Here is an 18,018-nt window from a genome sequence, read left to right as displayed (position 1 = left end):
AAAATTAATTTATGATTAAGGCATAAGTCCAAGGGTAATTCGACTTTAAAAAGCCCTCACTTCCAAATGCAAACCACCTAAATCAAATCATCTGAATTGACATGAACTTTCTTATTAAGAGAGTGTATCTCTATTCGTGTGTTTGAACTTCAAACTTCTAACATCGATAGCTAGTGCCCAGGCATTTTTCTAGCGAGCAACATTGTTGCTGCCTTACTTACAACTTAGGAAAAACCTATGAATGACTCACTAACAATCTCAAAATTAGAAATTAATAACGAGAAGAATAACGAGAGATGTAATGCACTATTCGTCAACGGCCGCTTGATAGCGATGAGTGGCAGTGAATGCACCTTGGCAACTGTTGACTCGGTTGCTTACGAACTTCAAAATGCGTTACAAGGATATAAATCTACAAGTGTCGATTTAAAGTCAGATGATAATCCAGCAGACTTCGATTTCAATGCGTTCCAAACAGCATTATATGAAGTTTGTCATGACTCTGTTCGTGATTACCAAGCCATGCCAATGGATTTTGAGTTCAATGATGTCGTGTTTGAATTTGAAGAATTTATATTATTTTTGACAAATGATCAGCTTAAGCAGTTATCGAAAAACATCTGCCAACCTGTTTCCAAATAAACACCATAATCTCAAGGGGTATTACCCATGGATGAAGAACAGTTCGTATTACTGTGTAATAGTAGTAAGTCCATTGTATTAGATGGCTATAAAGCCGATGAAATTGAACTTAAAACAACCGGTGTTTCATTATCATTCAACTGCAAAGAATTCTGGCTTGGATTTTCTGAAATCCAGTTTGGTACTTTTGATGAAGACGAACTTATACTTTCAAATGTAGAGTGTAAAACTCTTGCTAGAAAGGTCGATATTGAGTTCCAATTACATACTACATAACAAGTAGAGTTTAAAAATTTAGCAGGGTGACAACATCACCCTGCTTTCAGTTTAATCACAATGTACAACTTCAGCGTTACACCAGCTATTGCAATCAAAGTGAATTAATTTAAAATATGTAGCAGTCAAAGGGTTTAGTTGACTTTAAAAGCCCTCACTTCCAATTTATGCCATTCTCTGAATGATTTCAGCTTCACGAGCAGTATCTTTAAAGAACTTCACAAACTAATTCACCGGAAAAGATATGAGCACTCATTAAGAGCGTACATACCTGTTCTCGTGTTTGATCTCAAACACAGATAGCTAGACCTTAGGCTTTTATCTAGCAAGCAACATCGTTGCTGCCTCACTTACAACTATCCAATTTTAGGAACCACTATGACAAATACAACAATTCAAAATAAAACTGATACATCCAATCCAGATACCAATATCGTGACAGCAAAGTCAGATATCGCGGTTCTCATTTCTAACCCTGACGAAATTGTACTTCAAATTTTAAATGAACCTAGTATGCAAGACATATGCGATGACGCGTTTGGCAAAATCGAAGACTACATCACCAGTTCAGTTAGTGAGATTTCATCTGATGAAGTTAAATTTAATCAAGCAGTAGATTTACTCAACGCTAATGGTTTAGGTGATTTAGGTAATATCCTAAACTCATTAGTTGAAGGTAACGCTGCCTTGAATTGGCTCAAAGAAAATCACTGCAATCTATAAGGTGGCTAATATGAACTTATCTCAATCAAACAAAATAAAGTTTATATTATTTTTGTTGATTACAACGTGCGTGTCTCTATTAATGGAATATACATCCACTTACGAGATCACTCTATATGGTTATCTTGGTAGAGAAACTTCAGTCATCCTCATTGCAGTATTGTTGGGCAAGCTAGGCATAACTAAAGGCATTAAACCATGAAGCTATCTACTGCAGACGTAAATCAGCTACAAAGATATCCTGAGAAATTAAAACGACTCTTAAAGAGAAGTCTTAAAATTGATTTGGATAACAAAATAAATGGGTTTCGCGGAGAGCCATTAAAATTGATTGATGAATCTACGCTTGATCTAATTGAGTTTTCACGGGTTGTATTTACATCACAACAAGTGAAAATTGATGAACTAAAGCAAGCATCAAGTCAGTTCTTAACCTCTTTCACTGAATTGCAGCAAGCAGTCAGTAATAGTTAGATAATCATCAGGTCGGCATTAGTGTCGTCCTGACACAACATAGAAGCACTTTCTGGAGCCTTTCACTATTACTCCAATCAGTAGTTGCAATTAAAATACACTGAATTAATATAAAGGTTCAGTCCAAGGGTTTTGTGGACTTTAAAAAACCCTCACTTTCAAATAACAGCCTTACTTAGTCTTAATCCCAACACGAATGCACTAATACTTACTCCAGTATTACGTTTGCTTTACATCCGAATAAGAACCGCCGCATCGATATATTCATTAGAATAGAAATGAACTTTCTTATTAAGAATGTCCATCTCTATTCGCGTGTTTGAACTTCAAACATCGATAGCTAGACCCAGGCATTTTCTAGCGAGTAACATTGTTACTGCCTCACTTACAATCCAAGGATATTCCTAATGAATCATATTGACCAACTTAAAGAAAACATACGCCTATTGAAGGTCACCCTCAAAATGGAAGGCTTGAACGAGGGCTATGTTCTTAACTGTAAAGCTGACATCGCGTCATACGAAAAACGAATTAGTGAATTGGAAGTAAATGATCAATCAACTAAAGCTAAGAGGGTATTAGACCACGACGGTCAGCCTTATGATGCAATTAAATTGTTCCAACAGGCACAGGCTAATGGTTTAACTGAAATCCACAAAGGCGTTTGGTTAGCTACAGGTGATTACCGATGGGAACACTTCGATGATTTTGGTAGTCAGGAACATACTCCAAGTGAATACCAATGTAGTACGTTATGGTTTTACACTAAAGGTAAAGGCGATTATGAAGTGAATGATACGGATGATTTGGAATTTTTACTAAACCATCCGTGGTGCATAGACCCAGTAATCTTTCCTGAAAATGAATACAGTAGACTTTTAAACTGCATTGGAGCTGCTTAATCCATAAGTACATTCAAACCTTAGATCTCGGTCATTGCAGTTCTGCATACCGAGACTCTATACATCATTTGCCACAAAACAAGAGGTTCAAATTATGTTAAATAAAGTAACTCAAGTGAATAAGACCGACACTTTCTTCCTGTTCAGTAAGTTATTTTGCGTAATGGACATAACAAAAAAAGTAAATCATCCTGAATACGGCGTATGGATATTTTACGATAATTATGTTTGTGAAAACGTTTTAGATGAGAGCGATAAAGTAGATTGCACTGAATCTGAAATATTGGAAATCTTTAATAACACTGAGGCATACGCTTTTACTTAACTAATTCACATAACAACCAAAATAAGGGTATTTACCGCCCTATTACATTCAAACCTCCATCAGGAACTATCCAAAAGGCTATCTTATGAAAGGTCAATACATTCAGTTTTTTAGACAAATTGAAAACTGTACAATATTAACAGAAGAAAAAGGTCCTGGCTGCGTGCTGTTTTTGGACGGCAGACTATCACTTGGTTCGTGCGTTGAACATGCAGTTAAACATTGCCGAGAACATGGTATCAAAGGATTCTCAATCAAAGTTAAAAACGGACAAGAATGGAATAACCAATTAACGAGTTTATGGACTGTTTACCCTAACTCTATTATTTGTTAAATCACTTTTTTCTCAAATCCAACACGGTAAGCGCCCTGCTTACCTAACAAGCGACGTTATTGTCGCTTTACTTCCAAACTTCCTAATAGGAAATTCAAACATGACATCTCAAATGCACTACTACTATGAAAATGGTACACGTATTCTTACCTTTGATGCAGAAAACAGTCAATGGAAAGATACCAAAGGCAAAACATACCCTATCTATGATGGGCATATACCTTTAATCAACGAATCACAGTATGAAAGTCTACCAGGTTTCTTCATGGTTGAAGTTATCGACCCATTAGGTAAAAGAGGTTATTTTAAGCTTACGGTTGAGAACGAAATAATTTGCCGTGGTGATACCAAGTGGGAGCCTGGTGTAAATATCGATGTTGACATCGAAGGTGCCAAGCTCAAAGCTAACGGGTTATTACGTCCAAGCATGGATTTCAATTTCATTACTGATTGCATTTCCTATGGCTTTAACGAAGGAAACGCATTGAAAGACGAAATTGAACTATCACCATGGTTTGAAGAAGATGAAGAAGAACAAGACGAATTAGTCTACAAGTGGCGTATACAATAGGATTGGAATGTTTATTGTAGTAACTTAAGAAAAAAGAAAAAAGAAAAAAGGCACCGTGGTGCCTTTTTTTGTTTTCTATGTTGAATTAGTCATTATTTTTTGTAGTTATAGATGATCCATCTTTATCGACTTTAACAACCAATTTGTCACCGTAATTTGCTTCTGCTACTGCATTATCACCATCTGTACTACCTGTGAAAGAATTCTCACCAGAAGAAGCGCTAATGCTTGTTGTTGTACTATCTAATTCACCCTTAAAATCGACATCGATTAATGAGAAGTCAATTTCGACAGGTTCTATTACTAAGAAGATAATACTCATTACCACTGTATATGATAAAGGCCACTGCAAGAGTTCTGCGAAAATAGCTGATACATCAAAAGATATGTTATACAAAACAAAAGAAATTAATAGTCCTAATAAATTAAGAACAATACTAAATTTTTTAGTTAGTTTCTTGCATTTAGACATAACGTCCAATGCTTTAACAACATGTTTTTTTACATCACCTTCAAGCTTGCCAATAACATATTTGATGAACTGTTCTTTCTTCATTGATAACCATGATTTCTTTCCTGTCATGGTCATATCAGCTTTGCGTATTGCAAAAAGAATCGCCCATGAAAAAAACAAACACATTAAAATTTTCATCTGAAGATCAGTTGCAGTGCCATTGAATGACCGATAAATAATTAATGTATTAAAAACGATGAGTAATGCCAACCCAATCATAAGGATAGGATATAAGACACTTCCCCACTTCATAGTTTCCCATATACTTTGCGCTTTGTTATCCGCAGTCATCAATTTTTTTGAGTGTTCGTTATTTGCTATTTTTAATTTTAACGATTTTAATTTCGTTTCAATTTTATTGAATATATCCACTTTTAATCTACCTTTTGAATTGCCTTAATTGGCGTTTTGAATTTAAAATTTAAAACAAAGTAGCACCATTGCTACCCGCTTGATTTATATAGTCAGCACTCTCAATGAGTGCTGCCATACCTTATTCGATGTCTAGCCATTTTTTAGCTATCTCAGGAAACCCAAGAACGCCAAGCTGATTATATACATCTAACCAGTCCACACCGTCTTCATTTAGTGGAGGGGTCATGATAAACACCTTGATACCACGTTTTTCAAGTCTTTCTTTTAAAAGATTTGATACTCGTTCACCTGCACGGATGCCTCTCCAGTCCGGTTTATCTTTATCCTTCCAGATAAAAACTATTTCAGTACTGTTATCAGGCTCCCAGTTACCCAGCATTGAGGCATTAACGCAACAATCCATAGGCATTTTAGTGGCATTTTCAACCGCGATACTGGTTTCAAGACCTTCAGCAACACCTTTCACACGAGACGGTGGAGAAAGAGCAATACAGCCACCAGAAATAGATACTCCAGCTTGTGCTGTGCCTAATTTCTTGCAGCATGGTACGTCTGCTTTATTTCCATCCTTTGTGATGTAGATATAATGAAGCGTTGTTGGCTTACCGTCTTTATTTCGAATTGTTGAAATGATACAAGGAAATGTACCAAGTGATTTATAGCCAAATTTGGTGTCTTTGTCCTCCACCCAGTATTTTAATCCTGGATGTAAACGCACTTCTCCACCTAATAGACCAATATCACCCAATCCTCTATTTTTGAAATATAGCCTTGCTGGTTTCGCCTTACCCTTATTTAACGGATAAGCCTCATTCCACTGTTGGCTCATTTTGTTTTTTAAATTGAGATTTTTCTCAAGCTCTGTAGCTGTCAATTCTCTCGGTTTAATTTCAGCTTGTGGCTTAGGTTTGTAGTTACGCTTTCTTTCTGATTCATCAATATCAAGCGCATCAGCAACTGCTTCGACTGTACGACGAAAGTCCCAGCCATTAGCCCACATAATGAGGTCAAAGTCATAATGAACACCACAGGAATTACAACCACCAGCGCCAGTTTCGTTTGAGTCGTTAAAGAAGTAAAAAGCTTTATTACTATTGCCCCCATGAACAGGACAAGCACTTCTTGCATTAGCTGAACCTGAACTAGAGCCATTTCCATTGAAGTTATCAGCGGCATTGCCAATACCAGTTAGTGTTGAGAACAAATACATCCAGTTCCCTCGAGCTTGATCTTTAATATCTGCAGCGTCTAAATAACGCTTTTTTGTTGTTGTTACCATATTGTATTCCTATAAATTGAATATGCCATAAAGGCGGATTGTTAGCGGGGCTATTCATCGCTATAAAGCCCTATACGATTAAGAACTTCCGAGGAAGATACTTATTTATACTTTCTCATTAAAAAGGCATAAATAAGCACCCCGATTAATCGGGGATACTGTTCTTAGTTAAAGTGATTGTTTAACAATGTTGAACAATGCCTTATTTAATTCATCCGCCGAGTTAATGTTCACCCAACCTGAAGAAGTAAATAACTGGTCTAAGACAGACCTATTACCACTCATCTGTATTCCAACACAATGAACATCAACACCTGATGCTTTGATGGCAGATACAGTCGAAGCTGCATTTTTTGAGTCAGATGTTTTACCATCGGTAATGATGATCATCATCCTTCGCGATTTTTTGCAATTAGACAGCTCCTTAACCCCGTGAAGCAACGCTGGCATCATATTGGTGTTACCACCAGCTCTGACACCAAAAGCGCCTTTACGGCTCTGCAGTTGATCATTAAATGATTTAATGACTTTAACTTCATCGTTGAACGCAGAAACACTCACGTTCGCATCTTTAATGCTGTTGATAACATGAGCAATGCCCACGGTTGCTGTTCTTGCAATTTCGATACGGCTTTGACGATTCATGCTGCCCGATATATCTAATGAGATATATACGCCAGTTGAAGTACTGTCACCGATAATCGTTCTTGTAAATGGTCGTTTGCAACCTTGCATTATTTTTGCAATCTTGCGGCCATTTAAGTTTCTACCAGTACGACTTGGAAGACACTTATCTTGTGATCTGGCTTTAATGAAAGATCTCACTTTGTTGCCTAGCAATAACAACTTTGCTTTTTCTTCATCAAAATTGAAGTTAGGTACAATACCGCCCCTTGTGAGAGGTTTTGCTTTTAACAAAGTAGATGCCATAACAACATTCTTTGAAATCCCATCCTTGTTTTCAGAAGCGTTTAAGATAGCTGCAGTTAGCTCGCCTTTATCTGTAAAATCAACAATTGTCGTCTCATTACAGATAGGTTGGCTATTGCCTTGATGACCACCGCCTTGGGTATTGCCTTGCTGATCACCACCTTGACTATTGCCTTGCTGATCACCACCTTGGCTACTGCCTTGCTGATCTCCACCTTGGCAGCTGCCTTGCTGATCACCACCTTGGCTATTGCCTTGCTGATCACCACCTTGGCTATTGCCTTGCTGATCACCACCTTGGCTATTGCCTTGCTGATCACCACTTTGGCTATTGCCTTGCTGATCACCAGCCTGGCTATCACCTTGTTGTTTATCAGTAGGCTTATTAGCTTTATCTGGTTGAGGTGTGTTGTCTAACATGTACTGTAATAACTTAGCCGCTAGTACCGCACACTCTCTCTCATTCTTAGCCTTGACCGAGGACATCGCGATATTAGCCACCCATTTAGCGTGAGTAATACCTATAACATCTTTTAAAGTTTGAAAGGACTGTTTTGATAATTCAGTACAACTACCGTAATTTAGCCCTGCCATATGACCTGCAGGATAAATCATCAACAGTTGCGACACTGCATTTGGTGCATCAGCGTTTACGTCAACACTCCACAAGCCTTTATCAATCAGGTGTTGGTTCATTGCATTGAAAGTTCTATTCATGCCTGGGTATTCCTGCATAAATAAAAATTCAATTCGATTATCTTCAAGCATGTTCACCAGACTAAAAAATATAGGGTGATTCGCAAGTTTCGCGCCGATAACCTCATTTCTGAATTGAAGATCACTTTGTATAGTGAAATCCGAATGTTTTATGTGCGCGGCTTCGTGGCATAAGTACCCCCAGCTCGCCGCCAAATTTGTTTCATCCAACACTGTATTGATAGTTTTACCATCAGTTGATGCTTGATTAGAAACTACAATATTTACACCCATCTGATCGGCATAAGTCGAAGCCACAATAGGCATAGCATTTAATATTGAACTTGTCATTTTTGGAAGATCCTAATGGATAGTTGATTAGCCAAACGAATTAAATTTCGCTCGGCTGGTGGCTTCTAAAAATCAGAGTACCGAGTAGTCGGGACGAGATTCGAAAGCGTTGTTGGATGGAAGTTTTCTAGGTTGAATTTTTCATCAGCTACTTTACTAGCGGGATGAAAATCATCAATATTTAGTGTGCTGAAGTTGAAAGGTTTTATAACTTCACCAGTTTCTGGTTTGTCCTCAACCTTAACAGAAGCCTTCAATGCATCCCAGTTGCTAGGGTCACTCAGGAAAGACAGTTCTTTCATTAAATCATGAACAACTTCTTGTGATAACCTACCTGTTTTAGGAAGTTTATTCACAAATCCATCAATATGATTAACGATGGTACTTGCGTAAGGTGTTGCAAAAGACATGCCCTGAAGCTTATCTCGTATCTTTGTTAGATGTTCCAAAGATTTTGCGTTATACACTTTACTGTCTTTCAATATTTTAAGTGACTCTCTTGCTTGGTCAGCAACATTGTCAATGACTCTTTCACCAAATGAGCCTTCTTCTTCAATGTCAGTCCAATACGCAAACTGGATCTGAGTGTTCAAATAGTCCTTAGTCATAACATACGGAATTATATGTTCCAACATGTCAGGCATAGAGTCTTTGACATCTTTAAAGAATTGCTCCTTCAAGGTATCGTACTGGCTGAGCAATAGGTCTTTAGCTCTATAGAATTCCTCTTTATTCAATTCAAGGAAATCCCTTACTTCACCATTGTTTGGTCGGGGAATCGCTATACCACCTTGGTAACGTACACCGCGTGCAGTAAGGTAGTCGGTAATTCTCCGTTTGATTGTTGCAAATACTTTGAGTGATTCTTTTCTAAATATTTGCTTTGAACCTAATTTAACTATCCCTGATGCATCAATATCACCAGGAAGATGTAAATCAGTTGGAATCAGATTCATCTTTCCCGTTGTAATGGAAACCGCCATATAATAGACGACCATATTTTCACTAAATATAGTGTTTTTTGTTGTCATAAAATATCCTATTGGATGAGTTGGTATGGCCCCGCCATAAAGATGGGGAGCTATCGAACGATTTAAGGTTGGTGTTAAATGTTTCTTGCGAGTAGGTTTTCCATGTGTGAATTACCGCTTCGCTTGAAATTTAAAAACCATTGATGCTTAGAAGTACTAGAACCCAAATCACCAAAACTGACGGATTTACCCTCAAGATTTAGTTTAATAAGTTCTTCACTACCTTTGACAGGGTTGAGTTTAAGAAGATGAGGAGCATCTTCATTGTTGATTATTCGGCTAACTTCATTCTCAATAAGAAAGAACTCAGCATAAGCTGACTTAATTTTTTCATTGATTAGTTTACCGTAAACGTCTGGCGAGAAACCTGCTGCTATCGGAACAACTAAAACATCAGTTCGATCAATAATTAAAATTTGATTAAATGATGCAAAACGCTCTGATACAGCAATTTCTAATTTATCTTTAAAAGCAGAATCACTATAAAGATTGATTAATCGAGTAACCTCGTTTGAATTATTCATCGTAACTCCATTCGTCTCCAAATCGATCCGCACAAAACTGCTCAATGACGACCCTCTGTCCAGACGATAAACTGTTTAGAAATGCGCCTTTAGCAGTTAGATGCAAAATGTTTTTGGCACCTTGCCAGGCAACACCGCGTTGTATCCAACGTTTCAAACAACGTAGAGTAAGCGGTCGGTCAAATTTACCTTTTTCAACAGCAATACGTGAATCGTTTGCAACCTTAATCATGTTTTTAATCACTGGTTTAAAAGTTAAACAGTAGTTAGCATGAACATCAGCTTTGTGCTTTTCACTGTTAAATTCCATCCGGCTCACCGTTTCTTCAAAACCACGATTCAAAACAATTTTTAATTCGTCTTCAGGTTTTAAATAATCAAGCTTGAAGAAGATGAAGCGATCTTTGAACGCTGGGTTCATTGGACCGGTACCATGATATTCAACTGGTACATCCTCATCAGGGGTACCATTGGTGTTGCTAGCAACAGAAAAGTAAAAGCAAGGATGCTTCTCCAACTTTACAATTTCGCCGCTATTCGATTGAATGGTTAATGTATTTCCAGACAAAATGTCATTAAGAGCAGCAATGTGGTGAGGCTGACAATAATCAATTTCATTGAAAATGAACAAGCCACCATATGTAAACGCTTTCGCTAAAGATCCTAAATTAATTCGTGAGGTTCCATTTTCGAAGGAAGTGGTATAAATCAACTCTTCCATGTCCATGGTTTCGCTACCGGTTTGAGTATAAACTGCAAGGTTCATTCTGGCGGCTAACTGTTCTAACACGCTAGATTTGCCCGTACCAAGGTGACCGTAAAGCCAGAAACCATCATCTGTAGGTTTTTCAAGCCACGTTAACAGCTCTCTTAGGAGGTCATTTTGAAATACATAATTTTTATCTATCCTTGGTATGTATGGATTTAATACATTTTTCCAAATAGAAATACTCATGGTTGATTTGATCCCGAATAAATCATTTGCAGGCGCCATTACACGGTCCGGTTTCATTTCGCCAAGCGAAGAGAATTGGTTCAGCATAAAAATATCCTTAATTGGATGGTTTGGTTTGAGTTGCTTCGCTAACGAAACCATAAATTGGTCAGTTTCGGATGCAGGATTGGAAATAGGCCAGCGTGATACGCATGCTGTTTAATGGCCTTCAGCAATTTATTGCTCAGAGCAACAAAATCGAAAATCTGGATATGACTACTCACACCAAGGTAAGTGTAAACACGCAAATCAAAATTTATGATTTATTTGGAAAAAAGAATATTTAGAAGTGAGGCTTCTCAGCGTGTTAGCCTTGCACGCAATATAATAAATTTACAGAACTATCTGTGCTGTTGCAAGTTATTAATCCAGAATCATGATGATTCTGGATTAATGCTTAGCAATTTGCATTTTTCTCATCAAGGGTTAACCTCAAACTATCAGTAGCCGCGATAAATCGCCCTGCTTCATGTAGTGATTCAATCAACCCAATATGGCACAATGGGCGTGGAATACCCAATAACCGTGCAACTTCAGCATAAGCTGCGTTCCGCGATATTTCGTACTTTCCCCACAACGCATCGATACGTTCATGACAATATACTCTTGCGTAACTAACATCACTCAGAGCAAGTGTCCCAAGAGGCCAGTAGTTGACCCTGTTTATACCAACTTTAGCTCCGCAACCACTACACACATATTTACTGTTCTTGCTACCATGCGCAGCGTTTACAGGACTATTACAATGTTGACAGTTAAACTTAAATTCAGTGAACTTATAAGGCACACCTTCTTTCATCGAGAATAGCAAACCAGCAACACTGGAATACCTTGCCTTATCAAGAGATGACAAATTACTATCATTAATGGATTGAACCACATTCACTAAAGATAAATTACTTTCTACATTGAATTTTAATTTAAGCACAGTGGCGACAATGCCAAACTCTCTTAAATCTACACCGTTAAAACTGTTTTGATCTAGTAAGAATTCCCGAATATCGTTCTGATATTTAATTCTGAGTGATTTATTGATATACATAAGTGTTCCTTTGATTTTTACCTGATGGTGGTTTGAAATTAAGGTGGCGATAATCGCTTGCAGCTCTAAACCTAATGCTGCCAAAATTGATGTAAACATCAAAAACAAGCAATCGCAATCCAGTTAAAATTGATCGATTGATTCTTTTTAATATCTGGTTAGGATGGAATTCATTAATAAAGAGATAGCTAACAACTGACGGTGTGACGTCGTCACAGTCTTAATAGGTAAAATTAAATTTGGTAGTGAGGCTGATTACACTCCTAAGCCTTAGAGTGTTGTTAAATATAGCACACTTTATTTCATGTGTGCAGACTATTATTGAGCGATCTCTGGACCAAAATTAGACAACGTATATTATTGATTCGATGGTGTATTAAAGTCTTTTGAGTGAGATTTCGGCATTTAAATTATTATAAAAACCTTGCCAAGTTTGAAGTGTACATAAGCTTTCCTTTTAATATGAACCTTTTCACCCGTCTTTGGGTTACGCCCAGGCCTTTCTTCTTTATATATTACAGTTAATCGACCAGAATATTTGACTGGTACATCAATACCAGCTAAAAATTTATTGTTATCTGCCTTAAAGTTGCATCCAACAGATTGACTAAACTTGCTGTGTTATTCAGCAATTGGATTTATAATTTCCTTAGCAATTCTCAATTTAGTCCATACATTTGGTTTCATGTAACAATCCTTTATTTCCTAATCATCCAGCCAAACCCTCACGGAGTTAGTTAAATTCAGATATTTATAACTTTGAGTTCAAGTTTGAGTTACCGGTTTAAATATGAGTTTCTATATTTTGCAGCTCGGCTGAAAAGAATTAACGGAAAGCAAAATAAAGGAGTTACGGCAAGTAGACGTAAAGATTCAGAATGAACTGAAACAGTTAAAGTTGAGGCTAAACATAACATAACTACTATACATATGATCGAATGTAGTAACTTATGATTCCGACTAAAAATGGCGTATTTTCTAATTAACACTTTTTACCTTCCCAAGTTGTAGGTGTAGGGGGGATGCCAAAGCAACCACGATTAAGTGGTTCTAATACTACCAAAGAATTCACTGCACAGGTAAGTTGGCTGAATTTGTAAATTTAAATGGGGGGAATGTGTCTTGGGAGATGAATAGTTCAGCAAGTATATACAAGCTGAACTATTCTTCATTTTAACTAATCAATGTTTTTAACTGGTCACGAATTGTATCGTCCAGTGACTCATCACAAAGGATTGACGAGAGCTTAACCAATAAATCACTGTCGTCCTGATTGATCATCTCTATAACAATATTTGTTTTCACAACAATTTTATCATTACCATCCGTACCAATATTTTCGACAAAGAATGAAACGTTATCATCGACTTCTGTATATCTTGGTTCCTTGGCAGTTACTTTTTTAGGCTTTTTGTATTTAGCTTTATTAGCGATGTCAGTGAGGATTTTAGTATACATTTTTGAGGTGACCATTTCCTCATCACTGTTTATTTCTATCTTATTACTTCCCCAATAAGAACGGTCTGTTGCAAGTTCGTTGATATATTCGAAAAATTCATTTCTCTTATTATTAGAAAACGTTGCACCAACATGCAAAACAATATTACTCATTTGGTTAATAGTCGTTTTACCAACCAGCGGTTGGGATGGGAAAACGCTGAAAATACCAGGGTGTGACTTCGCTAATAGTAATGCTTTTTTAGCAATCGATATCGTTGCGCGGTCCTTTTTAAATGGAAGCAGTTTAACCAGTTCTGTTGGTGAGTATTCTTTCCCGCCTTTTGTTTGCATGTTATCAATAACCGCAGCAAGTTCTAAACATGAAAGGACCCGATGCGGGTCAAATGACGTGGCCATAATAATTTCTGCTGCCGCATCATCAAACTTACCGACGGCAACACTGTATTCCGGTAAACCGCCTTTTTTCACACCGTCAAATCGCACTAAGCCATCAATAACACTTATGATAGAACGCTCAACACTATCACCATTTGCAAGTGTGATCGTCTTATAAACACGCTCACCTTGTTCATTAAGCTTATACCGCGCAACGCCCTCAGTTATTTGACCAAACTCTTTTAAACCATTTACAAACTGACTATCAGAACTTTCAAATTTAAGAGAATCTTGGTCCCTCGGATTTATAGGATCTTTCTCAATGCGCTCAAATTCCTCGGCCGGTACAAAAATCAAATCACAAGGGTACGACTTACCCGCAACCTTTTTTATAATTAACATTTTAGCTTGAGCTTTAGCATCTTTAGTTCTCGAACTAAACATTGATCCACTTTTATTGTTCATGTTGTATTTACCGCCTAATTATTCTTTATGTCATTAAGACATATGTATTCAATATCCGAAACAATATGGTCAAGAGACGCTTTACAGATATTTACGTAGGTTTGAGATTTAGCTGTAGGTAGTTCGTATATTGTAGAACTCTGCTTAGATGCATTTTCAAAACATCGTGCTTCTGGTATAAATGGCATGAATGAATATTTACTACCAAGGTTCATATTTGTTTTTGTGCGGTAATCTGAATGCTTAGGGTTTGTACCATCAACAAGAGTAAAAACGAGTTTACTCATTTTTTCAGGCCTAGTCTTAACTGGTGCGTTTTTGAAGAACTTAGGCAAAGACTCGATAAAGTTACTCGTTGAATGCATATCAAGAGGCTTTGGTGTGCAAGGTATTATAAGCGCCGTTTGAGCCCACAAAGCGGTCCATGCAAGAGGATCTTGGTGCGGTCCTGTGTCAATTATTATGAAATCGAAATCATTTTCAATAGGCTTAATTACTCGTTCATAAAGGTCTGTTGCAGGTGTCATATCACCCACTAAAGTTCGCGACCACGCTTTAGCGTTGTACTCAATATCTTCTGGGAATGCGACAATAGTTTTTAAATTAGTCAGATATGTATCTTGTATTGCATTTGAAAATATGAAATCACGGCGGTACTCAAGTAACTCAGCCTCTGATTCAGCCATGTCTTTATAAGCATCAAATCCGTACTCCAACATTATATCCGCAGCACTGAATATCTCATCACTATCGGACTTTTGAGCTAAGTCAGAATTGAAAAAATGCCTCAAACTACCTTGAGGATCGAGGTCAATTAGTAAAATTTTATAGCGTTTACTTATTTTCAGCGCCAGATTTACAGCTATATGAGATGCTATTATGGTCTTCCCAACACCGCCTTTGTGATTTTCAACATTAATTATTTCTGCTTTATGGCCTGGGTTTAACATGCTGTGTGACATCAATATTTGATAGAAATCGAAAAATTTATAGACAGCTGTTCGTGTAAATGTCCAACCTCTACCAAGTTTTTTAAACTCTTCATCATGAATTTTATGGGGGTGATCACTTGGTAAATCAATAAGTGCATCGAGCTTCTTTTTTATGGTAACTGATGACCACTGAGTCAACTCGGCAATGTCTGTATAATTTAGGCCGTGATGGAACGTTTTGTATTCGTTAGTTGTTGTCTCATCTTGGTTCGAGCTATCTAAAGCTTCAGCAAGTAAAACTTTTTTACGAGTTGACATGCCTGAGTTTTGACTCATCAATGCAGAGAAGTCATTGTAAGCATCAACAAAATTTTTATTTCCATCTTCCATCGGTAATCAACCCCATTATATATATTTAATGATCATCATCTTAGCAACAAACTTTACCCTCGGCCAGTATATTTACCAAAATGATAAATTTAAGTGCATTTAATAAACACGCACCACTTTATTAATTTGGTAAAGTTTATTGTAATACTAAACATACAGCTATATACTGAATTTGTACCACGTTAATGCATTCTAATTACATTCATTGTTAAGGCTTGTAATTTGGACAAAAAAATACCCCAAGTTTGTTGACGCAAACTTGAGGTATCACATTTTAATACATAATTGATCTGTAATTGTTGGAAGCGCTTGCAGATCAATTAAACAATGACACTTAGGAGTGATCATGTCTCAGTCAACTTTACGGGTTTTAGCAAGTGAAATCAAACTTTCACTGAAATATGGACGTTCTATTGTATTTCCAGCATTATCTTCGCGCGATTTTAAACTACTTCTTATATGTATAAAGGGCTAGCATGCTCAACGACAATCATAAGTTTATGCAATTAATGATGGATATTAACAGCTCTATGACATCTTCATCATTACTGCTTAACCCCGATGAGGATATATTTGAACGTATAGTTCAATCAGTAAGCCAACCTACTAACAAAGGCAAAACTGCATATTTCCACATATTAACCAAAAGTGTTATGGGTGAAAATCATTGTTTTTATGTTCATGGCATGAAAACAAGTGTTTCTATCGTTGATGAAAGTGGTGTGGAAATCTCTGAATTAGGTTTCGAATTAGAACCATCATCTTCAGAGATTTATAATGATGACCTACTAATAAAAGCAAGGGATTTAATATCTAAATTTCTATTGGATAATCCAGATGTTATTAACTCTTGTTTTGTTGTCGATGAAAGCCTGATTGAATGGGCAAGTAGACAAGTAACAAAACTAAACATTAATGGGTTGATAATCCGCATGAAAAGATCTGATATTTCTTCATGTTTATTCGATAAGTTTAGCTACGCTAAAGTAGAACTAGTACCTTATTTGGTAAGGCACCTAACCTCACTGGGTGACACATATAATAACATCTTATCTCGCAGTGATAAAATACTTATCACTGAAGGTCGTGATCATTGCTTTAAAGCAAATTTTGGTGATCGAGAACTTTTACAAAATAACTTTCTTACCTTGCGCACCACTCCAGATTTTCATTTATTTGATCAATATTTATTGGCACTGAACAAATCAACTAGATTTCGTTCTATAAAAAAACCTGACCATCATAAATGACCAGGTTTATATTTATAACTTATTTTAAGCTGCAAAAGCAGCCTTAATTTGATCAACGTATGGCTCGACGCCTTCCTGTTCTAAGCAGTAGGTTAAACCTTCATCCAAACAATTTCCTTCTAAAGCTTTATTTTTTATACCATAAATAAAATTCATTAACTCAGTTGGCATTTCGACATCTGCAGCTGTCTCAACGATAGCACCTGTCTCAACGATAGCACCTGTCTCAACGATAGCACCTGTCTCAACGATAGCAACTGTCTCAATGATAGAGTCGGTCTCAACGCTAGTCACAGTTTCAACACTAGAATCAGTTTTAACATTAACTTCATTTAAGGATTTATTAGCATTAATTGAAGCGACTTTTTCCTCTAATTCCCCAAGGTTCAAAACGTTCATGCCACTTATACCGGTAGCGGCCTTTACTTCAACCTCAACCTTAACAACTTGCGGCTTTACTTGTTGCGTTTGTTCATCTTTTTCCTGCACTCGTGCACTAGAAACTGACTCTGATAATTCGGCCATACCAGCTTCAAATATGTTTATCCCTAAAACTATTCGTGCAGCTTCAGCAAATGCCTTTTGCTGAAGTCTTCTTTTAGGGTGTGTTAACCATGTTAATGATTGTGAGTTGAATACTTCATCGAAATATGTTTTAACAACGGGTGAATGCTTTACCGATTTTCTGAAAATCTTACAGCCAACGAAATTGTGAACAGTCCTTTTTTCCCCGTCTATTCGAGGAGGTATGTTCATATTCTCACTGAAATCACTCAAATCAATTATTGTTTCAGCTTCTGATTCAAAAAACTCAAAGCCATCATAATCAGGATGAGCTGTAGCTATTTTATACCAGCCATCAATTCTTAGTATCGGCTCAAGCATACCGTTATCATTATGCTCGATGTACAAATGACGTTCATACGGGTTTAGACAGTAAGCCTCACATAAGGCCACTACACGATTCACATCGCTTTCAGTAACCTCGACACCATGAGGGCAATGGTCATGATTATAGCTGTGAAATAAAACACGTTTTATCTCATCGCGTGCTTCTTTCAACGTTCTCACGCCCATGATTTCTATGATTGTTTTTTTCATTTGAATGTTCCTTAATTGGAAAATTGAAAAGCAGCACAGATAAATATCAGTACTGCTTTGA

General features: G+C 37.0%; 19 protein-coding genes. 8 read left to right on the top strand and 11 right to left on the bottom strand.

From position 1 onward, the window contains the following. Nucleotides 1–237: 237 nt before the first annotated feature. The 7 genes from JFU56_RS11645 (at nt 238) to JFU56_RS11615 (ending at nt 4,247) form a co-directional block, all read left to right on the top strand. Nucleotides 238–642, top strand: a complete 405-nt coding sequence (locus tag JFU56_RS11645) for a hypothetical protein (RefSeq protein WP_198437460.1) — start codon at nt 238–240, stop codon at nt 640–642. Between the two features lie 27 nt (nt 643–669). Next, entirely contained in the window at nt 670–918 is a 249-nt protein-coding gene (locus tag JFU56_RS11640) for a hypothetical protein (protein WP_198437459.1), read from the top strand. A 378-nt stretch (nt 919–1,296) separates the two neighbouring features. Beyond that, nucleotides 1,297–1,641, top strand: a complete 345-nt coding sequence (locus tag JFU56_RS11635; RefSeq protein ID WP_198437458.1) for a hypothetical protein — start codon at nt 1,297–1,299, stop codon at nt 1,639–1,641. A 198-nt stretch (nt 1,642–1,839) separates the two neighbouring features. Continuing rightward, complete coding sequence (locus JFU56_RS11630) at nt 1,840–2,115, top strand: hypothetical protein (RefSeq protein ID WP_198437457.1); 276 nt, start codon at nt 1,840–1,842, stop codon at nt 2,113–2,115. A 407-nt stretch (nt 2,116–2,522) separates the two neighbouring features. Next, complete coding sequence (locus JFU56_RS11625; protein ID WP_198437456.1) at nt 2,523–3,017, top strand: hypothetical protein; 495 nt, start codon at nt 2,523–2,525, stop codon at nt 3,015–3,017. Between the two features lie 410 nt (nt 3,018–3,427). Beyond that, complete coding sequence (locus JFU56_RS11620; RefSeq protein ID WP_198437455.1) at nt 3,428–3,676, top strand: hypothetical protein; 249 nt, start codon at nt 3,428–3,430, stop codon at nt 3,674–3,676. Nucleotides 3,677–3,776: 100 nt separating this feature from the next. Continuing rightward, a complete protein-coding gene (locus JFU56_RS11615) occupies nt 3,777–4,247 on the top strand; it encodes a hypothetical protein (RefSeq protein WP_198437454.1) in 471 nt (156 codons plus the stop codon). An 85-nt stretch (nt 4,248–4,332) separates the two neighbouring features. Here the strand turns inward: JFU56_RS11615 and JFU56_RS11610 are convergent, their stop codons facing one another. From JFU56_RS11610 to JFU56_RS11565, 10 genes are all read right to left on the bottom strand, one after another. Continuing rightward, nucleotides 4,333–5,133: a hypothetical protein gene (locus JFU56_RS11610; RefSeq protein ID WP_198437453.1), complete on the bottom strand. Its 801-nt coding sequence runs from the start codon at nt 5,131–5,133 to the stop codon at nt 4,333–4,335. Between the two features lie 121 nt (nt 5,134–5,254). Then, on the bottom strand, nt 5,255–6,415 hold the full coding sequence (locus JFU56_RS11605; RefSeq protein WP_198437452.1) for a toprim domain-containing protein: 1,161 nt from the start codon (nt 6,413–6,415) through the stop codon (nt 5,255–5,257). Nucleotides 6,416–6,583: 168 nt separating this feature from the next. After that, nucleotides 6,584–8,392, bottom strand: coding sequence for a VWA domain-containing protein (locus tag JFU56_RS11600; protein ID WP_198437451.1), 1,809 nt, complete (start codon nt 8,390–8,392; stop codon nt 6,584–6,586). A 65-nt stretch (nt 8,393–8,457) separates the two neighbouring features. Further along, a complete protein-coding gene (locus JFU56_RS11595) occupies nt 8,458–9,423 on the bottom strand; it encodes a DUF3150 domain-containing protein (RefSeq protein ID WP_198437450.1) in 966 nt (321 codons plus the stop codon). Between the two features lie 74 nt (nt 9,424–9,497). After that, nucleotides 9,498–9,947, bottom strand: coding sequence for a hypothetical protein (locus JFU56_RS11590; protein WP_198437449.1), 450 nt, complete (start codon nt 9,945–9,947; stop codon nt 9,498–9,500). Then, complete coding sequence (locus JFU56_RS11585; protein ID WP_198437448.1) at nt 9,940–10,989, bottom strand: AAA family ATPase; 1,050 nt, start codon at nt 10,987–10,989, stop codon at nt 9,940–9,942. The genes JFU56_RS11590 and JFU56_RS11585 overlap by 8 nt, the downstream gene beginning before the upstream one ends. 349 nt (nt 10,990–11,338) lie before the next feature. Beyond that, complete coding sequence (locus JFU56_RS11580; RefSeq protein ID WP_198437447.1) at nt 11,339–12,082, bottom strand: zinc-finger-containing protein; 744 nt, start codon at nt 12,080–12,082, stop codon at nt 11,339–11,341. A 306-nt stretch (nt 12,083–12,388) separates the two neighbouring features. Beyond that, nucleotides 12,389–12,538 carry an HU family DNA-binding protein gene (locus JFU56_RS23240; protein ID WP_198437743.1) on the bottom strand — a complete coding sequence of 50 codons (150 nt, stop codon included), beginning with the start codon at nt 12,536–12,538 and terminating at the stop codon, nt 12,389–12,391. A gap of 618 nt (nt 12,539–13,156) precedes the next feature. Next, a complete protein-coding gene (locus tag JFU56_RS11570; RefSeq protein ID WP_198437446.1) occupies nt 13,157–14,284 on the bottom strand; it encodes a hypothetical protein in 1,128 nt (375 codons plus the stop codon). Nucleotides 14,285–14,298: 14 nt separating this feature from the next. Further along, on the bottom strand, nt 14,299–15,606 hold the full coding sequence (locus JFU56_RS11565) for a ParA family protein (RefSeq protein WP_198437445.1): 1,308 nt from the start codon (nt 15,604–15,606) through the stop codon (nt 14,299–14,301). A gap of 476 nt (nt 15,607–16,082) precedes the next feature. Here JFU56_RS11565 and JFU56_RS11560 point away from each other — a divergent pair, with 476 nt between their 5' ends. Further along, nucleotides 16,083–16,856: a hypothetical protein gene (locus tag JFU56_RS11560; protein WP_198437444.1), complete on the top strand. Its 774-nt coding sequence runs from the start codon at nt 16,083–16,085 to the stop codon at nt 16,854–16,856. 24 nt (nt 16,857–16,880) lie between these two features. Here the strand turns inward: JFU56_RS11560 and JFU56_RS11555 are convergent, their stop codons facing one another. Beyond that, nucleotides 16,881–17,957, bottom strand: a complete 1,077-nt coding sequence (locus tag JFU56_RS11555; RefSeq protein WP_198437443.1) for a recombinase RecT — start codon at nt 17,955–17,957, stop codon at nt 16,881–16,883. Between the last annotated feature and the right edge of the window lie 61 nt (nt 17,958–18,018).

This window comes from Moritella sp. F3 (assembly GCF_015082335.1).
Lineage (GTDB): Bacteria > Pseudomonadota > Gammaproteobacteria > Enterobacterales > Moritellaceae > Moritella.
Note: the sequence above shows the minus strand (reverse complement) of the source record. Positions and strands in the feature narration are given on the sequence as shown.

What these genes read in the sequence shown, in the direction of transcription:
- JFU56_RS11645 (WP_198437460.1), top strand. Translation starts at nt 238, where the DNA reads ATGAATGACTCACTAACAATCTCAAAATTAGAAATTAATAACGAGAAG.
- JFU56_RS11570 (WP_198437446.1), bottom strand. Translation starts at nt 14,284, where the DNA reads ATGAACAATAAAAGTGGATCAATGTTTAGTTCGAGAACTAAAGATGCT.
- JFU56_RS11600 (WP_198437451.1), bottom strand. Translation starts at nt 8,392, where the DNA reads ATGACAAGTTCAATATTAAATGCTATGCCTATTGTGGCTTCGACTTAT.
- JFU56_RS11615 (WP_198437454.1), top strand. Translation starts at nt 3,777, where the DNA reads ATGACATCTCAAATGCACTACTACTATGAAAATGGTACACGTATTCTT.
- JFU56_RS11590 (WP_198437449.1), bottom strand. Translation starts at nt 9,947, where the DNA reads ATGAATAATTCAAACGAGGTTACTCGATTAATCAATCTTTATAGTGAT.
- JFU56_RS11595 (WP_198437450.1), bottom strand. Translation starts at nt 9,423, where the DNA reads ATGACAACAAAAAACACTATATTTAGTGAAAATATGGTCGTCTATTAT.
- JFU56_RS11565 (WP_198437445.1), bottom strand. Translation starts at nt 15,606, where the DNA reads ATGGAAGATGGAAATAAAAATTTTGTTGATGCTTACAATGACTTCTCT.
- JFU56_RS11580 (WP_198437447.1), bottom strand. Translation starts at nt 12,082, where the DNA reads ATGTTTACATCAATTTTGGCAGCATTAGGTTTAGAGCTGCAAGCGATT.
- JFU56_RS11630 (WP_198437457.1), top strand. Translation starts at nt 1,840, where the DNA reads ATGAAGCTATCTACTGCAGACGTAAATCAGCTACAAAGATATCCTGAG.
- JFU56_RS11585 (WP_198437448.1), bottom strand. Translation starts at nt 10,989, where the DNA reads ATGCTGAACCAATTCTCTTCGCTTGGCGAAATGAAACCGGACCGTGTA.
- JFU56_RS11620 (WP_198437455.1), top strand. Translation starts at nt 3,428, where the DNA reads ATGAAAGGTCAATACATTCAGTTTTTTAGACAAATTGAAAACTGTACA.
- JFU56_RS11640 (WP_198437459.1), top strand. Translation starts at nt 670, where the DNA reads ATGGATGAAGAACAGTTCGTATTACTGTGTAATAGTAGTAAGTCCATT.
- JFU56_RS11635 (WP_198437458.1), top strand. Translation starts at nt 1,297, where the DNA reads ATGACAAATACAACAATTCAAAATAAAACTGATACATCCAATCCAGAT.
- JFU56_RS11560 (WP_198437444.1), top strand. Translation starts at nt 16,083, where the DNA reads ATGCTCAACGACAATCATAAGTTTATGCAATTAATGATGGATATTAAC.
- JFU56_RS11555 (WP_198437443.1), bottom strand. Translation starts at nt 17,957, where the DNA reads ATGAAAAAAACAATCATAGAAATCATGGGCGTGAGAACGTTGAAAGAA.
- JFU56_RS11605 (WP_198437452.1), bottom strand. Translation starts at nt 6,415, where the DNA reads ATGGTAACAACAACAAAAAAGCGTTATTTAGACGCTGCAGATATTAAA.
- JFU56_RS11625 (WP_198437456.1), top strand. Translation starts at nt 2,523, where the DNA reads ATGAATCATATTGACCAACTTAAAGAAAACATACGCCTATTGAAGGTC.